The sequence below is a fragment of the Priestia sp. YIM B13490 genome, from assembly GCF_042787735.1.
In the GTDB taxonomy this organism is placed as follows: domain Bacteria; phylum Bacillota; class Bacilli; order Bacillales; family Bacillaceae_H; genus Priestia; species Priestia megaterium.
The window spans coordinates 190,354-208,061 of sequence record NZ_JBHZOT010000003.1; the positions used below are offsets into that span (position 1 = coordinate 190,354).

The 17,708-nt window shown below is 37.0% G+C and carries 18 protein-coding genes; 10 read left to right on the forward strand and 8 right to left on the reverse strand.

Features of this window, described 5'->3' with window-relative positions:
- Positions 1–19: 19 nt before the first annotated feature.
- Entirely contained in the window at positions 20–454 is a 435-nt protein-coding gene (locus tag ACFX4R_RS10870) for an Hsp20/alpha crystallin family protein (protein ID WP_013082862.1), read from the reverse strand.
- Between the two features lie 229 nt (positions 455–683).
- Between ACFX4R_RS10870 and ACFX4R_RS10875 the strand changes: the two genes are divergently transcribed.
- Both ACFX4R_RS10875 and ACFX4R_RS10880 read left to right on the forward strand, forming a co-directional pair.
- A complete protein-coding gene (locus ACFX4R_RS10875) occupies positions 684–1,064 on the forward strand; it encodes a replication termination protein (RefSeq protein WP_013056721.1) in 381 nt (126 codons plus the stop codon).
- A gap of 374 nt (positions 1,065–1,438) precedes the next feature.
- A complete protein-coding gene (locus ACFX4R_RS10880; RefSeq protein WP_025752053.1) occupies positions 1,439–1,717 on the forward strand; it encodes an AbrB/MazE/SpoVT family DNA-binding domain-containing protein in 279 nt (92 codons plus the stop codon).
- 86 nt (positions 1,718–1,803) lie between these two features.
- Here ACFX4R_RS10880 and ACFX4R_RS10885 read toward each other — a convergent pair whose 3' ends face one another.
- Positions 1,804–3,177: an MATE family efflux transporter gene (locus ACFX4R_RS10885; RefSeq protein ID WP_016763847.1), complete on the reverse strand. Its 1,374-nt coding sequence runs from the start codon at positions 3,175–3,177 to the stop codon at positions 1,804–1,806.
- Between the two features lie 220 nt (positions 3,178–3,397).
- Here ACFX4R_RS10885 and ACFX4R_RS10890 point away from each other — a divergent pair, with 220 nt between their 5' ends.
- Positions 3,398–4,150, forward strand: coding sequence for an SDR family NAD(P)-dependent oxidoreductase (locus ACFX4R_RS10890; protein WP_013082864.1), 753 nt, complete (start codon positions 3,398–3,400; stop codon positions 4,148–4,150).
- Positions 4,151–4,181: 31 nt separating this feature from the next.
- Here the strand turns inward: ACFX4R_RS10890 and ACFX4R_RS10895 are convergent, their stop codons facing one another.
- Positions 4,182–5,693, reverse strand: a complete 1,512-nt coding sequence (locus ACFX4R_RS10895; protein WP_043982055.1) for a phytoene desaturase family protein — start codon at positions 5,691–5,693, stop codon at positions 4,182–4,184.
- Positions 5,694–5,829: 136 nt separating this feature from the next.
- Here ACFX4R_RS10895 and ACFX4R_RS10900 point away from each other — a divergent pair, with 136 nt between their 5' ends.
- Both ACFX4R_RS10900 and ACFX4R_RS10905 read left to right on the forward strand, forming a co-directional pair.
- Positions 5,830–6,933 (forward strand): glycosyltransferase family 2 protein, encoded by a 1,104-nt coding sequence (locus ACFX4R_RS10900; protein WP_162214106.1) that lies wholly within the window; start codon positions 5,830–5,832, stop codon positions 6,931–6,933.
- Positions 6,876–7,388: a glycosyl-4,4'-diaponeurosporenoate acyltransferase CrtO family protein gene (locus ACFX4R_RS10905; protein WP_377569556.1), complete on the forward strand. Its 513-nt coding sequence runs from the start codon at positions 6,876–6,878 to the stop codon at positions 7,386–7,388. The genes ACFX4R_RS10900 and ACFX4R_RS10905 overlap by 58 nt, the downstream gene beginning before the upstream one ends.
- A gap of 2 nt (positions 7,389–7,390) precedes the next feature.
- Here the strand turns inward: ACFX4R_RS10905 and ACFX4R_RS10910 are convergent, their stop codons facing one another.
- Entirely contained in the window at positions 7,391–7,843 is a 453-nt protein-coding gene (locus tag ACFX4R_RS10910) for a hypothetical protein (RefSeq protein WP_013082868.1), read from the reverse strand.
- Positions 7,844–8,513: 670 nt separating this feature from the next.
- On the opposite strand from ACFX4R_RS10910, the gene ltaS reads away from it, so the two are divergent.
- The 3 genes from ltaS to ACFX4R_RS10925 all read left to right on the forward strand — a co-directional run bounded on the left by ltaS (position 8,514) and on the right by ACFX4R_RS10925 (position 12,432).
- Positions 8,514–10,451 (forward strand): lipoteichoic acid synthase, encoded by a 1,938-nt coding sequence (ltaS, locus tag ACFX4R_RS10915; protein ID WP_013056729.1) that lies wholly within the window; start codon positions 8,514–8,516, stop codon positions 10,449–10,451.
- Between the two features lie 166 nt (positions 10,452–10,617).
- Positions 10,618–11,262 (forward strand): 5-bromo-4-chloroindolyl phosphate hydrolysis family protein, encoded by a 645-nt coding sequence (locus ACFX4R_RS10920; RefSeq protein ID WP_043982059.1) that lies wholly within the window; start codon positions 10,618–10,620, stop codon positions 11,260–11,262.
- A 24-nt stretch (positions 11,263–11,286) separates the two neighbouring features.
- On the forward strand, positions 11,287–12,432 hold the full coding sequence (locus ACFX4R_RS10925) for a toxic anion resistance protein (RefSeq protein WP_377569558.1): 1,146 nt from the start codon (positions 11,287–11,289) through the stop codon (positions 12,430–12,432).
- 45 nt (positions 12,433–12,477) lie between these two features.
- Here the strand turns inward: ACFX4R_RS10925 and ACFX4R_RS10930 are convergent, their stop codons facing one another.
- On the reverse strand, positions 12,478–13,053 hold the full coding sequence (locus tag ACFX4R_RS10930; RefSeq protein WP_043982060.1) for a hypothetical protein: 576 nt from the start codon (positions 13,051–13,053) through the stop codon (positions 12,478–12,480).
- A 21-nt stretch (positions 13,054–13,074) separates the two neighbouring features.
- Positions 13,075–13,584 (reverse strand): hypothetical protein, encoded by a 510-nt coding sequence (locus ACFX4R_RS10935; protein WP_043982061.1) that lies wholly within the window; start codon positions 13,582–13,584, stop codon positions 13,075–13,077.
- 139 nt (positions 13,585–13,723) lie between these two features.
- Here ACFX4R_RS10935 and ACFX4R_RS10940 point away from each other — a divergent pair, with 139 nt between their 5' ends.
- Together ACFX4R_RS10940 and ACFX4R_RS10945 are read left to right on the forward strand one after the other, a co-directional pair.
- Complete coding sequence (locus tag ACFX4R_RS10940; protein ID WP_165575249.1) at positions 13,724–13,867, forward strand: hypothetical protein; 144 nt, start codon at positions 13,724–13,726, stop codon at positions 13,865–13,867.
- The gene (locus ACFX4R_RS10945) at positions 13,868–14,635 is read left to right on the forward strand and encodes a polysaccharide deacetylase family protein (RefSeq protein ID WP_043982062.1); all 768 of its coding nucleotides are present in this window, start codon (positions 13,868–13,870) and stop codon (positions 14,633–14,635) included.
- Positions 14,636–14,674: 39 nt separating this feature from the next.
- Here the strand turns inward: ACFX4R_RS10945 and ACFX4R_RS10950 are convergent, their stop codons facing one another.
- A complete protein-coding gene (locus ACFX4R_RS10950) occupies positions 14,675–16,153 on the reverse strand; it encodes a potassium/proton antiporter (RefSeq protein ID WP_043982063.1) in 1,479 nt (492 codons plus the stop codon).
- Between the two features lie 165 nt (positions 16,154–16,318).
- Complete coding sequence (locus tag ACFX4R_RS10955) at positions 16,319–17,695, reverse strand: M28 family peptidase (RefSeq protein WP_162214109.1); 1,377 nt, start codon at positions 17,693–17,695, stop codon at positions 16,319–16,321.
- Between the last annotated feature and the right edge of the window lie 13 nt (positions 17,696–17,708).

Sequence of the window (17,708 nt, forward strand, 5' to 3'; positions counted from 1 at the left end):
GGGTTTTTGTTACGTGCAGTTAATCATCTTCAAATTGTATGGCAATGGTTTGATCATTTTCTATCTTATTCAGTCGAATTTCCAATAATCCATTTTTGTACTTAGCGCGAACTGGTTCGTCTGTGTAGTGAAAAGGAAGTTTGACCGTGCGAGAAAATACGCCTGTATGGCGTTCGTTGAGCTTTAACTTTTGTTTAGATGCTTCATAAGCATAAGGAACGTTTCCTTCAACTGTTAATATATTTGCGTCCAACTTGATTTGAATGTCGTTAGTTGAATGCAGTCCAGGAACCTCAACGACGATAATGCCTTCTTTATCGGTTTCATATAAGTCGACGTTTGGAAATCGCTTGGGCAAGATGTGATTTAAATCGCTCCAAAAGTGATTTCCAAGCATATCTTCTACCTTATGCTGAATCGAACCCCAATCAATCTCTTCATATTTTTTACTCAAAGGAAACCCTCCTTATATTCACGTAAATTCCTTCTATATATATGAAAAAAAGAAAATTCAATGCCTGCTTACAAAAAATGAGAAAAACACGTAAATAAGTGAAAAAATGTGAGAAAAAAAAGAGATTTTGAGTGAAAAAGAAGGATTATGTAGAATAAAAAAAGTATAATTACGTATAGAGCTTTCTATTATCCTGAATGAAAGCAAGTATGTGAAGGAGGAAGTTGAGATGAGAGAAAAGCGTACATCCAGTGGTTTTCTATTAAAACAACGTGCTTTCTTAAAATTATATATGATTACGATGACAGAACAAGAGCGTCTGTATGGCCTTCGGTTATTAGATGTGTTAAGAGATGAATTTCGACCTTTTGGATTCAAGCCTAATCATTCTGAAGTATACAAAGCCCTTCATGACTTGATTGAAGACGGTGTCCTCAAACAGGTGAAGCGTAAAAAAGAAGGAATGAAGCTTCAAGAAGTGGTTTATTATACATTTACAAATGAGGGAGAAGAGAAAGCTAAATTATATAAAAAACAATTAAAAGTAGAGCTGGAGCGGTGTGAAGCTATGATTCAAAAAGCTATTCGTGACAACTTCGGGTCCAAATGAACGTGTCTTTAGGTAGAAAAGACACGTTTTTTCTATAGCTGATTTTGTCGTCTTATGTCGGAATAAAAGTTATAAAATGGGTACAAAGTAGTGTAAAAGATGGATATATAGTTATATTATGGATAAAATACACACTTTTAACATATATGGATGAATTCGATTTTAAAGATTATGCACTATTCATAAATAGTGTACGAATTGATATGATACAAAGTGTATATAAATCTATTTAATGCGTTATTTGCCATATTTTAAGAACTTATAAACCGTTATCAGACCATCATTCAAGCATTTTGGTTTTAGCAACTCTGACGAATTTGACTAGATTTGTATCGAGAAGATATTATTTGTTTACTATGAAAGGAATGGATTTTATGAAGTCTACAGGAATTGTAAGAAAAGTAGATGAATTGGGTCGCGTAGTAATTCCTATTGAATTGCGCCGCATTTTAAATATCAACACAGGTGATCCAGTAGAAATATATGTTGATGAAGATATTATTATTTTACAAAAGTATAGCCCGTATGGTGCTTGCTTAGTAACTGGGGAAATTACGCGTGAAAACTTAACCTTTGGGAATGGAAACGTTGTGTTAAGTAAAAAAGGTGCGGAACAGCTTTTACAAGAGTTAGAGCGTACCTTGAATAAATAAGAAGTTTTAGGCCTTAGTATAAGGAAGAGTATCAATCCATCTTTAAACAAAAAAAGAACGTTCTTTTGAGAACGTTCTTTTTTTGTTTAAGCCGTTCGAGAAGATTTATTCTCCTCTAGCAGCTGTTTTTTTTGTATTTTTATCAAACGATACGCAAGTCCTGTTGCGCCTGCAGCAAGCCCCGCAATTAGTCCAATCCAATAGCCAAACGCCTGTAAATCGGTGTATTTTGCTAAAACAATGCCTAAAGGTAGACCAATTACCCAATAAGATACCAAGGACATTAAAAAGGTAACATTTACATCTTTATATCCTCGCAGAGCGCCTTGAATAGGAGCTTGAAGAGCATCAGAAAGCTGAAAGAAAATTGCATAAATCAAAAAATGAGAAGTTAATGCGAGTACCTCTGCATCTTTTGTATACAAAGAAGCTACTGATTCTCGAAGAGTAAATAAAAGACCTGCGCAAACAAAAGCCATGCCAACAGCGATAGTTACACCGATCCTGCTATAGCTTCGTGCATCTTGATGACGCTTAGCACCCGCTTCAAATCCCACAACAATCGTTAAAGCCATAGAAATACTCAGCGGAATCATATAGAGAAATGAGGCAAAATTAATAGCTGCTTGGTGAGAAGCGATCGTAATGGTATTATACGAGCTCATAAACAGCGTGACGGCTGAAAAAATACTTGTTTCGAAAAAGACCGAAAAACCGATAGGTAAACCAATTTTTAATATTTCTTTCCAAGTAGAAAAAGAGATACGATGAAATCTTTTAAATAAATCGAAGTTAGAAAAAGGTTCTTTTTTATGAATAATTACAATGGATACAATGAGTATGCACCAATACGTAACGGCAGTTGCATAACCAGAGCCTACTCCACCCAAGTGGGGGAAGCCCAGCTTACCGAAGATTAATACATAGTTTAAAGCTACATTAACGGGAAGCCCTAAAATGGTGATAAGCATAGACGTACGAGTTTGCCCTAAAGCATCAATGAAGTTTCGTAAAACAGTATAAATAAAAAGCGGAATAATACCAAAAGATAAAGCAATTAAATACTGTTTGGCAATGCGCATTACGTTTGCTTCTAAATTCATCCCTTTTAAAATAGGATCAACAACAAAAAAACCGATTAAAATAATAACAACGGCCATTAAAATGGAGACATAAAGCCCTTGAATGACGGAGAACGGAACTTTTTTCTTTTGATTAGCTCCGACAAGCTGTGCAACAATTGGCGTAATAGACATTAAAATTCCGCTTAGCCCTGTAAAAACAGGTACCCATAAGCTTGAACCAATTGCTACCCCTGCCAAGTCATCTGCACTTACCCTTCCTGACATCATCGTATCAAAAAAAGTCATTGAAAACATTCCAAACTGGGTGACCAATATCGGAAATAAAATAAAAACGAACTGCTTAACTTTTTGAGACGTTGAAAACGTTTGTTGCATTAAAAAACCCCCAATTTGAAAACATTTACACCAAAAAGCATTATATCACGCCGTTGCTTGTTTTTGCTAAGAGTTCTGACAATAAATTCAAAGAATGTATCCATAAAACGCGGTGATTTAAAAGGAGTAAAAAGGTAAAACAGTATATGATTTTAATTTTGACATGCAGTGAGCTATGATAGAAAGTATAGTAATTATCATTTAACGTGGAGGGATACGTGTGGATTTACAGTTGCAAAGTAAAAATGTACTTATTACCGGCGGGTCAAAAGGAATTGGGAAGGCTATTGCTGCTTTGTTTATTCAAGAAGGAGCAAACGTTGGAATTGCGGCAAGAGGAGAGGAAGCGTTACAGGATGCACAGTCAGAATTAGAAAACGTGCGTACATATACAGCAGACCTAACAAACGAATCAGACAGAGTTGCATTAATTGAGAAGTTCATTAACGACTTCGGAAGCATTGATATTTTAATTAATAACGCTGGAGGAAGTAATGGAAGCACCGCGATGGAAACAGATTTATCCCTTTTCAAAGAAGCAATGGAGCTTAACTACTTTTCAGCTGTCCACTTGAGCAAGCTAGCAGCGACGCGTATGACAAAAGATGCGGCAATCGTTAATGTTACGTCTATTTTCGGAAGGGAAAGTGGAGGGAAAGTCACGTACAATAACGCAAAATCAGCACTTATCAGCTTTACAAAGTCGTTTGCAGATGAAATGATTTCTAAAGGAATTCGTGTAAATGGAGTAGCGCCGGGAAGCATTTTGCATGAAACGGGTAATTGGAAAAAAAGAATGGATGAAAATCCGGAAAAGATTAAGCAATTTGTTGAAAACGAAATACCAGCAGGGCGCTTTGGAGAGCCGGAAGAAGTGGCAAACGCCGTTGCCTTTTTAGCATCTTCTAAAGCTTCATGGATAGTTGGTGCGACGTTAAACGTAGACGGTGGACAGTCAAAAATGAACTTTTAAAAAAAGTGCAGGAATTTCCTGCACTTTTTCATTATCCAATATCTTTTTGCATAGGAGGAATCTGAAAATCTTCATTAATTGCGTCCGCTGTAAGCTGACCAGATAATGTCACCATTGGCACGCCGCCTCCAGGGTGTGTAGATCCGCCTACAAAATAAAGGTTAGAAAGAAGCTGACTTCTTGCCGGAATTTTAAAACCTCCATTTTTCTTACGGTCAGTTGCTACGCCATAAATGGACCCGCCGTTAGCACCGTAAAGCTCCTGGATATCGTTAGGAGTAAACGTATATTCAAACTCAATGCTTGAACGTAAGTCTTCTAATCCCATTGCCTCAAGCTTTTTCAATACGACATCACGATAGCGGTCTTTTAATGCAGCCCAGTCGTCGCCTTCTTTTAAAGGAGGTACATGAGTAAGAACGAACAGGTTTTCTTTTCCTTCAGGAGCTTGCGTAGGGTCTGATTTAGACGATACGCCAATGTAAATTGTCGGATCCATGGCTACTTGACCTTTGTTAAAGATTGTATCAAACTCTTCTTTCTGATCCTTTGAGAAGAAGAAATTATGATGTTGAAGCTGCTTGTACTGTTTGTTAACCCCTAATAAAAGAACAAGGCCAGAAACAGTAGGTTCAAATTTTGCAAGCTGCTGAGTTTGCTTAGCTGCTTGCGCATGATTTTTTAATAAATAGCGGTAAGTTGGAATTGCTTCTAGATTAGATACCACAATATCTGCTGATAGATTCTCGCCATTTTCTAGTGTAATTCCAGTTGCCTTTGCTCCGCTTGTTGTGATTTCTTTTACCGGCGTATTTAGATGCACAGTGACGCCAAGTTCTTGAAGGAGCTTATCCATCGCTTCAGCAATTTTGTACATTCCGCCTTTTACGTAATAAATACCTAATCCTAGCTGAACGTGAGCAAGCTGTGTTAATACAGCCGGTGCATGATAAGGAGAAGAACCGATGTACATAATTAAAAAATTAAACAATTGACGCAAATGTTTGTTTGAAAAATATTTGCGTGTAGTAGCATCCATAGACCTCATTGGATCCATTTGAAGCAGTTCTTTTACCGTGTGCATCGTTCGTAAATCGTGAAGTCCAGATAAACTTTTTTTATAAAAACTTTTTAAGTTCGATTCATACATTTTATTTGCATAAGATAAATAGTCAAAAAAACCTTCAATGTCTTCTGGAGCAAGTTCTTGAAGCTGCTGAAGCATGCGAGGAAGGTCACTGGTCAAATCAATTTGTGTTCCATCTTGGAAAAAAGTTCTCCACTGAGGCTCAATTCGTTCTATTGTTAAGTAGTCGTGGATATTGCGGCCTGCACTGTCAAACAGCTGCTCTAGCACCCACGGCATTGTTAAAATAGAAGGTCCCGTATCGAAAGAAAATCCTTTGCCGCTGCGAATATTTAACTTACCGCCAATTCGCTCGCTTTTTTCAACGATTGTTACATCATATCCATCAGCTGACAGACGAATAGCAGCTGACAGACCACCTAAACCTGCGCCTACAACAATTACTTTCTTTTTCATCTTTTTCCTCCTTATAAAACAAAAGCGAGTTGTCAACAATGTGTATAAAATGACTTCACGCAAAATAAAAATAGGTCTACAACTTTTTATTTTGTCCAGTTTGCTAATTTTCATACGTGAAGGAAAGGAGAAAAGGATGTCTTTTTTACTGGTTGCTCTTGTCTTGACAGCTACGCTTGTCATCACTATCCCTACATTTAAACGTGTAAAAATAGTAAGAAACAATATGTCATGTTTGTCCATTATTATTCCAGCTAGAAATGAAGAAAGAAACCTTACCTTTTTATTGCAGTCACTCCAGTTACGGAACGCTGACTTTGAAGTGATTGTTGTAGATGACAATTCAACAGATAATACTGAGAGGGTAGCCAAAGCATTTGGCGTAAAAGTAGTGCAACCGGGCGCACTTCCAGCTGGGTGGCTAGGAAAGTCATGGGCATGCTGGAATGGAGCACGAGAAGCAAAAGGCTCGGTGCTTTTGTTTTTAGATGCTGATATTACAGTAGAGAAAGACGGAATTGAAAAAGTATTTTTCTATTATCAACAGCAAGGGGGTGTGCTGTCGGTTCATCCTTATCACCTTGTTAAGAGGCCTTATGAAATGCTTTCTGCTTTATTTCACTATGTTACGTTTGCATCGATTGGCGCGTTTCACCCCTTTAAAAATTGGAAAAGTCCTTCTGTCGGTTTCGGGCAGTGCTTGCTTTGCAGCGCAGCCTCCTACTTTCAAAGCGGAGGCCACGAAGGGATAAAAAAAGAAGTGGTTGAAAATATGGCGCTGGTTGAGAAAATGAACAAACAAGGTGAATTTATTACGTGTATGAGTGGACAGGGAGCTTTTTCCATGCGCATGTATCCAAATGGTATGAAAAGCCTTATAAGAGGGTGGAGTAAAAGTTTTGCTTCAGGTGCGGGGAAAACGGAAGCCATTTATTTATTTCTAGTAAGCTTGTGGCTTACTAGTATGATTAATTATATCCTTTTTTTACCTACTCTATGGAATCAACATGCAGGCTTGGCAATTAGCAGCTATATTTGCTATGTAAGCCTCTTATTTAATAGCTTAAGGAAAATAGGTTCGTTTACTTTTTTTTCTTTGTGCTTATTTCCTATTCATGTACTGTTTTTTCTGGGTCTATTCGTATGGTCTTTCGTCCAAACGGCGGTGAGAAAGCAAGTTAAATGGAAAGAACGCAGCATATCTATAGAAGAAGAAAAAAAGAAGAAAGTGATAAAATGACAGGTGCTCAGCTCTTAATTAATATCATGGCATGGTTTGTGATTCACATGTTGATCGCCTACAGATGCACAAAAATTTCTGCCTTTTATTTAAAGAAGGACCTTGCGCTGTTTAAGGTTCAAAGCTGGGAAACAGTTGGGATATATAAAAAATTGGGGGTGCACCGATGGAAAACGTGGCTTCCTGATGCAGGAAAGCTATCTAAACGAGGATTTTATAAAAAGAAATGGGAGAGTAGAACGAAGGAATATGCACAGCTTTTTTTAATTGAAACAAATCGAGCAGAGTTAACTCACTGGATCAGCATACTTCCTTCTATTCTTTTTTTTATATGGAACTCTCCTTCTATAGGTGTTTGGATGGTTATTTATGCGATTGTCGCAAACATACCGTTTATTTTGGTTCAACGATATAATCGAATACGAATTCATCAAGTCGTTTTGAAACTCAAATGAAATTAATTCACGTGCCTTTGGCTCCGAGTAGGGGCCTCGGTTTTTATTTTTTTCTCCTTATTCGAAGACAACAACCTCTTGGATAAAAGAAAAAAAGAAGCAAAGGCGATATAAATACTAAAAAAGACTAAAAATCCCCATAAACCTGCTATGGCATCATCAAATTCCATATTGCCTCGGGTGGTAATTCCTTGCTGAATTTCAATGGCAAAAACTAAGACAAGCATAACGGTAAGGGTATAGATAAAAGAAATAGCTGTAATACTAAATTTCCACTTTGACAATAATTTAAAGATCATATAAACGCTTAAAAACGTGAGCAGTCCAATAATACCAATAATCCAGAAGTGAAGTTCTTTATCTGAAAGAGAAAATCCTAGTAAATAAAAAATATAAATTAATCCGTCGTGCAATACATTAATAATATTTGTAATGAAAACAATACATTCTTTCATTTTTTCTCCTTTATAAAAATGTAAGACGTTTAAACTTCTAGGTATACAAGCATGCATAGCCCATACTCATTCCAATTTTATATAAAAAATGCACTTTCTAGATCAGACGTTAAAGAGATCTGAAATTTCAAATAATATTTATAATTTATATTATAAACAAAAAGGTAAAAAAATAAAAATTTTCGATGCAAACTGACACATTTTTTTCAAATTTAAAGAAAGAAATAACTCAAAATATGTGGTTTACTGTAGAAAGAAAAGAAAATAAGAGGTATTAGTATAACAAATATTCACAAGCGCTTTTATGCATTCTCTTGTAAAGGAGAAGGAAAACTAAGGCAAGTGTTAAATTTATATGTATAGTGGACAAAATAAAAAATAAATATAAAATAGTGAAACTTAAAGAGAAGCTGTCCGTATTAAATAGTGAGAAGAAAAAAAGCATAGGAAACATTTGTGTTTGAAAGCCGATATAGCTGGGAATAAGAAAGTAGTTATTTTCTCACGTTTGGTGAAAATTATACGTAGCGGTGTTGACAATTTTTTTTAAAGAGTTAAAATGTGAAAGAACAGATTAGCTCTCTTACATTTTTTGTAAGGGAGATTTCTTTTTACATTTACTATAAAAATAAAAGTGAGCTTAAATTTCAATAGAGACAGAGGTGGGAATATGAAACAGCTCATGACAAACGGTAAAAATATTTTTTCGAAACAGCTGCCGTTATTTCTAATTGCAGTTTTGTTGTTTTGGATTAAAACGTATACCGTTTATCGTATCGAATTTAACTTAGGGCTAGATAATTTTATGCAAAAGTTTTTACTTTTCATAAACCCAATTGGTTCGGCAATTTTCTTTTTTGCCATTGCACTACTATTTAAAGGGCGGGGAAAAGTACGAGCACTGCTTGGAATGAATTTTTTACTTTCATTCATCCTGTACGCAAATGTAGTATACTATCGCTTCTTTAATGATTTTATTACTGTTCCTGTATTGACTCAGTCAAACAACTTTGGTCAATTAGGCGGCAGTGCCATGGCTTTAATTAGCCCAACTGATATTTTATACTTCACAGATTTCTTTATTCTTTTAGTTTTAGTACTATGGAAAAAAGTTGACTTACCAGCAACAATTAGTCGACGTACTGTGACAGGTGTATTTTTATCAGGGATTTTATTCTTAAGTGCCAACATCGCACTAGCGGAAATGGATCGTCCTCAACTATTAACAAGAACATTTGACCGCAACTATTTAGTAAAATATTTAGGAACGTATAACTATACGATCTATGACATCATCCAGAGCTCGAAATCTTCAGCACAGCGCGCGCTAGCAGATAGCAGTGATGTGGCTGAGGTAGAGAACTATGCAAAAGCAACATATGCTGAGCCGAACAAAGAATATTTCGGTCAAGCAAAAGGCAAAAACGTCATCTATATTTCATTAGAGTCACTTCAGTCATTTATGATTGGTTATAAGTTAAATGGTGAAGAAGTAACGCCGTTCTTAAATTCACTACTAAAAGATCAGAACACAATGTATTTCGATAACTTCTTCCATCAAACAGGGCAAGGTAAAACGTCAGATGCTGAATTCATGATGGAGAACTCATTATTCGGCTTACCTCAAGGTTCTGTATTTACAACAAAAGCAAATAACACCTATCAGTCGCTATCTGGTATTCTAGATCAGCAAGGCTATACAACATCTGTGTTCCACGGAAATGGAAAATCGTTCTGGAACCGTGATGAAATGTATAAATCAATGGGTGTAGAAAAATTCTTTGATTCAGCTTATTACAATATGTCAGACGAAGATACGCTGAACTATGGTTTAAAAGATAAACCATTCTTTAAAGAATCAATGCCGTACCTAAAAGGCTTAAAGCAGCCATTTAGCGCGAAGTTCATTACGTTATCAAACCACTTCCCTTATCCGCTAGATAAGGAAGACCAAACGATTGGACCTCACAATACGGGAGATAAGTCAGTTGACCAATACTTCCAAACGGCTCGTTATTTAGATGAATCAATTAAGCAATTCTTTGAGGATTTACAGGCCTCTGGCTTAGCAGACAATACGATGGTCGTGATGTACGGTGACCACTACGGTATTTCTGAAAACCATAAGCGTGCAATGGGCAAAGTAATGGGTAAAAACATCAATGATTTTGAACAAGCTCAACTGCAGCGCGTACCATTATTTATTACTTCACCAGGCCTTAAAGGCGGCGTAAATCATACGTATGGCGGAGACGTAGATGTTCGTCCAACAGTGATGCATTTATTAGGTCTTGATACAAAAGACTATATTGACTTTGGTACAGACTTATTATCAAAAGAACATCAGCAAGTTGTACCTTTCCGTAACGGTGACTTTGTTACACCTAAGGTAACAAAAGTTGATCAGAAAGTGTATGACAACGCAACGGGCAAGCAGCTTTCAGATAAGGAAGCGAAACAGTATGATAAGTATGATGAACTAGTTAAGAAAAAGCTAGAACTATCAGATAAACTTGTTTACGGAGATTTACTCCGCTTTCATACACCAGAAGGGTTCAAACCAATTGAACGCTCGAAGTATGATTACAACAAGCGCGAAGATCAATAAAAAACAGGCAGCTTTTAATAGCTGCCTGTTTTTTTGTTTTGTGAAACCTTTAAAGGTTTTATCCGTATATAAATTATAACAGTAATCGTTTTAAGAGACGGGAAGACAATGGTATAATATGTATACGTTTAAAAGTTCGGTCACATTTGAGATAGGAGTGAAAGCGATGAAAGTCGTTCGAATCATAAAAAAGATTCTTGCCATTTGGGCAACAGGAGCAGTAGCCGTTCCGGTCAGCTATTTTGGATTTAGTACCACGATGACTCAATCCTTTGGCATTAGTATAGGAGTAATGGTCGTGATGAGCCTGTTTTTTATTATGAGCAGTGCTCGACGTCATTATCAAAATCCGTATAGAGAAGAAATTGCATACGTTCGTCATCAAGTAAAAGAGGCAAGAAAGCAATTAAGAACCATTGGAAGCTATCGTTTTAAAATTCGGTCTGTTCATATGTGGACAGAACTTTCTAAACTACACAAAGTAGGTAAAAGCATCATTGAAATGGTAGAAAAAGAGCCCGCACGATATAAAGATGTTCAGCCTTTTTTTACGAACTACTTACAATCAACGGTTACCGTCATTGAAAGGTATATGTTTTTATTATCAAAACCAACGAAAAGCATAGAAGTAAAAGAAAGTCTTCATGAAGCGGAAGACATGCTGCGCGGGTTATCAGGGAAGTATGAGCATTTATTAACAAATGCTCTTTCACAAGATAAGCTGACGTTAGATGTAGAGCTTAAAGTGCTAAAACAAGCATTTGAAGAAGAGCAGCCGTATATACCGACAGCTACTAATCGCACGAAGTAACGTAAATGCAAAGGATGGGATTTTATGATGAAAGAATATAATCAAAATCAATCGTTAGATGCGCTGCTTGATGATCCTTTTGCGTCGCCTACCCCGCAGGTACAATCGGACTCTCGCGCTGCAAAAAGAAACACATACGATGATTTGACACCGGAATATCAGGAAAAAGCACAGAAAATCGCAAATCAAATTGATTATAAAAATCAGCAGGCTATCTTACAGTATGGGGTAGCAGCTCAGTCAGAACTATCTCAGTTTTCTCAATCTGTACTACAGCATGTGCAAACGAAAGATACGGGACCAGTAGGAGATGTTATAGGAGATTTAATGAGTAAGATTCGCCAAGTGAATCCCGATGATTTTTCTGCAAAGAAAAAAGGAGTCATCCGTCGATTATTTTCAGGAGTCTCTAGGCCTATTCAAAATTTATTAACAAAATATCAAAGCATTAATGTTGAAATTGATAAAATTGCAGATAAGTTAGAGCGCTCAAAACAAATGCTGTATCGAGACATTACGATGCTAGATAGCTTATATGATAAAAATAAACAGTTTTACGAGGCGCTTAACGTCTACATTGCAGCGGCCGAATACAAGTTAGTGGCGCTGCAGAATGAAACGCTGCCCCAGCTTCAGCAAACAGCATCTCAAAAAAATGACTATTTGATGGCTCAGGAGGTCAATGATTTAAATCAATTTATCAATAGGCTAGAAAAACGAGTGCATGATTTAAAACTGAGCCGTCAAATTGCCATTCAAAGTGCACCGCAGATTCGATTAATTCAAGAAGTCAATCAGACCCTTGTGGAAAAAATTCAAAGCTCTATTTTAACAGCTATTCCACTTTGGAAAAATCAAGTAGTAATCGCAACCACTTTATTACGCCAAAAGAAAGCAATGGAAGCCCAAAAGCAAGTATCTAAGACAACAAACGACTTGCTTACTAAAAATTCAGAGCTGCTCAAGCAGAACACGATTGAAGTAGCTCGTGAAAACGAGGCGGGGATTGTCGATATCGAAACATTGAAAAAAACGCAGTCCGATTTGATTACCACGTTAGAAGAAGTGCTAAAGATACAAGAAGAAGGACGTACGAAGCGTACCGAGGCAGAATCAGAGCTGTATCAAATGGAAAAAGATTTAAAAACTAAACTATTAGATATGAAATAAAAAAAAGTCGGTTTACACACTTTGTAAACCGACTTTTTCTCTGTTTTATGCATTTTGAAGCGTTCTCGCCATTTCTAAAAATGGAGTTAAATCTCTTTCAGATTTAGGAGCAAAGATCGTTAATCGGAAAGTAGGGTGTTGATTTTGCTTTCGAACGAGAAAACCGTATGCGTTACTTTTATCATCTGATGCTTTGTACGCAGCTGCTATCTCTAAGTTATGGTGAATGAGGTGCGTATCAAGGGAAGCCACTTCTGAAAAGCCAGCTCTTAAAATTTTTTTTGTTTCTTTATTGAGCTCATCTACACTTTTATTTGGTGGAAACACTTCAATCCGCATCCACAAAGCATCATTTTTTTTGTTGTAAATGACATCTTTTCGTGGCTCTTCTTCTGTAAACTTGTATCCTTCTAGTACGTAAAGCGTATAGTTTTGATTGGTGCTTTTTTTAAGATAACCTACCTCTGTTCTGCTGCTTCCTTTGTAAGGATAGGTGAACTTTTGCTGTGGCAAGCGTTCTTTTGGAATTTCTTCTTGTGTGTTAATAAGCTCTTCACGAAAAGCAGTTGAGCAGCCACTCATCAAACATATAAAGCAAACAAGAAATATCTTTTTTTTCATAGCTGGCTTCCTTATCTATTTTCATTCATGCGTTTTTACTGAGTTAACAATTGAAATTAACTTTTTTTCATCATCAGAATTTTTAGCTGTAATCATCGTGATTTTTAAAGCAGGGTGCCCCTTTGTTTCTCTTAGTACATATAGCTTTGCCGTTTCTTTTTTACTCCCGGATGTAGATGCAAACACAACAGGCTGAATAAATAGGGATGTAGAAGAAATTTTTAACGATTTTCCAAACTGGTCATCAAATAATTCTTTTGAGCGATCTAGATATGATTTGCTTGTACTTTCTTTCCTGGAAAGGACTTCAATTCGCATCCACGTATAGGGAGTCTTGGTTGAAAAAAGAATATCTTTTCCATCCTCTTCTTTTTGAAGCGTATATTCATTGGGCAATGAAAGAGAATATCCTTGTTCGCTTACGGTCAGCTGCTGATGTTTCGTATTGCTTTCACTGACTGCTTTAACAGAAGGCAGTATAACCATGGTTGTGCTTATCATTAACAGAAAAGCTAAATAAAATTTTCGCATGTATATATCTCCTATTCAAAACGCTAGACAGCGTGTAGTTACTATAAAAAAATGTTTTCGCCATATTAGAACCCGTAGGTTTATTTTTGACTTTTTGGTAAAGCTAAAAACACAATCAATTAGTAATGGAGAGAAGACTATGAAAAACCGTAAATCAACTTCTGCAGCTAATCGCCGTCAACAGCGCGTGTGTTTAGGTGATGAACGATTATTTGCAGTTGGTATTAAAGCGTTTATTGACAATACGCATGAAGCACACCTAGACAAAAAAGGAGGTCATTGAGTGAAATGGTACTTGTCAATTATCATTATTGTTTCCATTAATTTCTATGGTATTCAGGCGGATGCTGCAAAGAAGAGCAGATTTTATTATGAAAAAAAAGGAGATATCGTGTGGGAAGTTCCCATGAAAGACGAGAAGTTAATTGCGCTTACATTTGATGATGGACCAGATCCTAAATATACGCCGACCATTTTGAATTTATTGCAAGAGTACGGTGCCAAAGCAACTTTTTTTGTAGTCGGAGATCGAGTAACGTCGTTTCCCAAGCTTGCTCAAAGAGAAGTTCGTGAAGGGCATGAACTTGCTAATCATACATATAGCCATTTGAAAGTAAGGGGTCAGGAAGTAGAGAGAATTGAACAAGAAATTGAAAAAGCGGATGAACGTATACAAGCTATTACAGGAATAAAACCTTACCTGTTTCGTCCACCTACTGGCTATTATGACGATCGTGTAGTAAAAGCTGCTAAAAATCAGCAGTATACCATTATTCTTTGGTCTTGGCATCAAGATACATTTGATTGGAGAAATCCAGGCGTAGGTAAAATTGTAAGTCAAGTGCTTAACCATGCCAGGTCAGGAGATATTGTATTGTTTCATGATACGGGAGGAGATCGAACCCAAACCATTGAAGCATTAAAACAAATTTTACCGAAGTTAAAGGAAGAGGGGTATAAATTTGTAACGGTCTCAGAACTTTTAAAACATCACCCCAATTATAAATCTCTTTATTTGATGCAACAGCAAAAACAGCACTCCGTTCAATAATCGGGTGCTGTTTTTCTCGTAAAGACTTTAACCAATTTTTTAACTAGTTTTTCCTTCTCTTTCGTCCCCATCAGACGTATTTTTTTGGAAAAATGCTTTTACTTTATCCCGTTTTTTCTTCGAAATAAGAATATATAATGTATCACCTGCAAAAATTTGTGTATTTCCTCTAGGGGTAAGTAGTTTATCATCTCGAATAACAGCAGTCACTAAAATGTCTTCAGGGAGGTGAAGTTCTTCAAGCGATTTTCCTGATATATCTGCATGTTCCACGAGCTTCAACTCAATCATTTCATTTTTGGTTTTGCCCATCGAAACAAGCTCGAGACTGTGAGGAACCGTCTCTTTTTCACCTTGAGAAAGGTTTAGAAATTTGGCTAAAGGAGCGATTGTTGCTCCTTGAAGAAGAGCGGAAGTTAAGACAACAAAGAAAACGACGTTAAAAATGAGCGTGCTGTTCTCCAAACCTGCCATCATAGGATAAGTAGCCAATACAATTGGAACAGCTCCTTTTAAACCGGCCCAAGAAATAAACAGTTTTTCTTTGGAAGAATATTTAGCAAACATCATCGAAAGAAATACGCCGAGTGGACGAGCGACAAACATAAGTAAAAGAGATAACAGTATACCCTGCCAAATGATATCTAGCAGTTGATTAGGAAAGACAAGAAGGCCGAGTAAAATAAACATTAAAATTTGCATCATCCATGCAAAACCTTCGTTAAAGCGGACAATTGTGTGACGATAAGTTAGATCTGCATTTCCTACTACCACTGCCATTACATATACAGCAAGTAGACCGCTTGCTTCTACAAATGTGGAAATTCCATAGGTTAAGGCGGCCAATGACAATGTAAGCACAGGGTAAAGACCTGAAGAATCCAAATTAATTCGATTAATAATCCAAACGGATGCTTTTCCGAGTACTAAACCAAGTACCAGCCCGATTCCCATTTGCCAAAAGAAATTAAGGATTAATGAGAGGATAGGAGAGTCCGGATGTTGAATTAATTCAATAATAGAAACGGTTAAGAAGATGGCCATCGGATCATTGGAACCAGATTCTGCTTCTAGCGTGGAGTTTAATTTTTGGCGGATATTCTGTGTCCCTAGTACAGAGAACACGGCTGCAGCATCTGTAGAGCCAACGATTGCCCCAAATAAAAAGCCTTCAAGCCAAGTAACACCTAAAATATATTTGGCAAGTACACCCGTTAAAACTGTCGTAATGAGGACTCCGAAAGTAGCTAATGAAACGGAAGGGCGAACAACGCGTTTAACATCTTTCCATTTGGTCTGCACGCCTCCATCAAAAAGAATAATGATAAGCGCTAATATTCCGAATCCTTGTGTTAAAAGAGCATTGTCAAAGTAGATGTAGTGGCTAACAACCATTCCTACAATAATAAAGAGTACAAGCGAAGGGACTCCAAGGCGAGTAGAGAACTTTGCAGTAAGTACCCCTATGACAAGGAGAATAGATAGCAAAAGAATTGAATGGTCTACCGTAAAATCCAAAAAATACACCTCTTTTGTTCAAAATTTTTATGTAAGCAATAAATGAGGTTCCTCTATAATAATTGTAGCATAATGGATTTAAAACCTTGAGAAATCTGCTTATCAAAAAAAGAGATGCATAAACATCTCTTTTTTTGATCATGTATGAATAACAGGGACAGATTCTTATTTAACATCTTGCTCGTGATAAAGATGAGGAGCTTTAAATGTTGCTTTCTTTTTAACTGAAGAACCTTGTTGATCGGGACGGGAACGATCGTAAATAGCTGTTCCAACAATCTCAGCCACATCTTGAAGTTTTTCTTTGCTTATTTTATCAAGGGTATCTTCAGGCGTATGATACCAAGGTTCAGACGGACTGTGAATAAATAGAGCAGCCGGTATTCCTGCCTCTGCAAAAGGAACGTGATCACTGCGGCCGCCAGCTTGGAATGGCGTAGGTGATCCATTTAATCTTGTACTTGAAGCTTGAGCTAATTCTGTGACAAGATTTGGTGTTCCATCAGCTGTATTCATCACCAAATCTCCCGCATCTCGACTTCCCACCATGTCTAAATTAAACATTCCAACAATACGATTTTTCTCATCTTCAGATAGCTCACTAACATAATGCTCGGATCCTAGTAAACCTACTTCTTCAGCTCCGAATGTAACAAATCGCAGTTCTGTATCAGTAGGAAGAGTTTTAAATACGCGAGCTAATTCAAGCACCATTGCTGTTCCAGAAGCATCGTCATTTGCCCCAGGCGCTCCGGCCACAGAATCATGATGAGCACCTACTACAATAATATCATTTGTTCCTTTTTTCTTAAAAGTAGAAGGTTTAGTAGCGGTTACATTATAAGATGTTCGCTCACTTACGACAGCTCCTTCAATTTTTACTGTACCTGAAGGCTTTTCGCCTTTTTGAATAGAAGTAAGAATCTTTTCACCTTCTTCTTTGGTAACAGCAAGAGACGGAATGTAGTTATCATTAGCGCCGCCAAGCGTTCCGCTTAGCTCACCGTCTGTATTATTAAAAATAATGACGGCTGCAGCCCCTTTTTCAGCAGCATTTAATACTTTTTCACCAAAGGTAATAGTGCCTCGCTGAACTAATACAATTTTACCTGTTACATCTTTGTTTGCTAAATTATCTTTTGTACCCAGCCCTCCATCTACAATTTCAGCAGTGACATTTCCATTGGTGCTATAAGTAAAAGTTGTTGGAGAGTAGCTGGTACCGTTTACGCTTAGTGAAAAACTAGCTGCTGGTGTGTAACCGGTAAAGGTAAAAGGCTCTACTGCGCTCTCATAGCCTAGTTTAGACAAACGCTTTTGAACAAATGTAGCAGCTTCGCGTTCAGCTTCAGTTCCTGCCACACGAGGTTTTTTTGAGAGATACGCAATGTCTTGATAAATTTTCTCAGCATTGATTTTTTTTAATGCTTTTTGTTCAGAACTTTGATGGTGAGAAGCATTTGCAGAAGTAGAAGCTTGTACACTTGTAAAAGATAAAGTCAAACTTGTTGCTACAGCCAAAGAAATCACGGTTTTTTTCATTAAAATCCCCCTA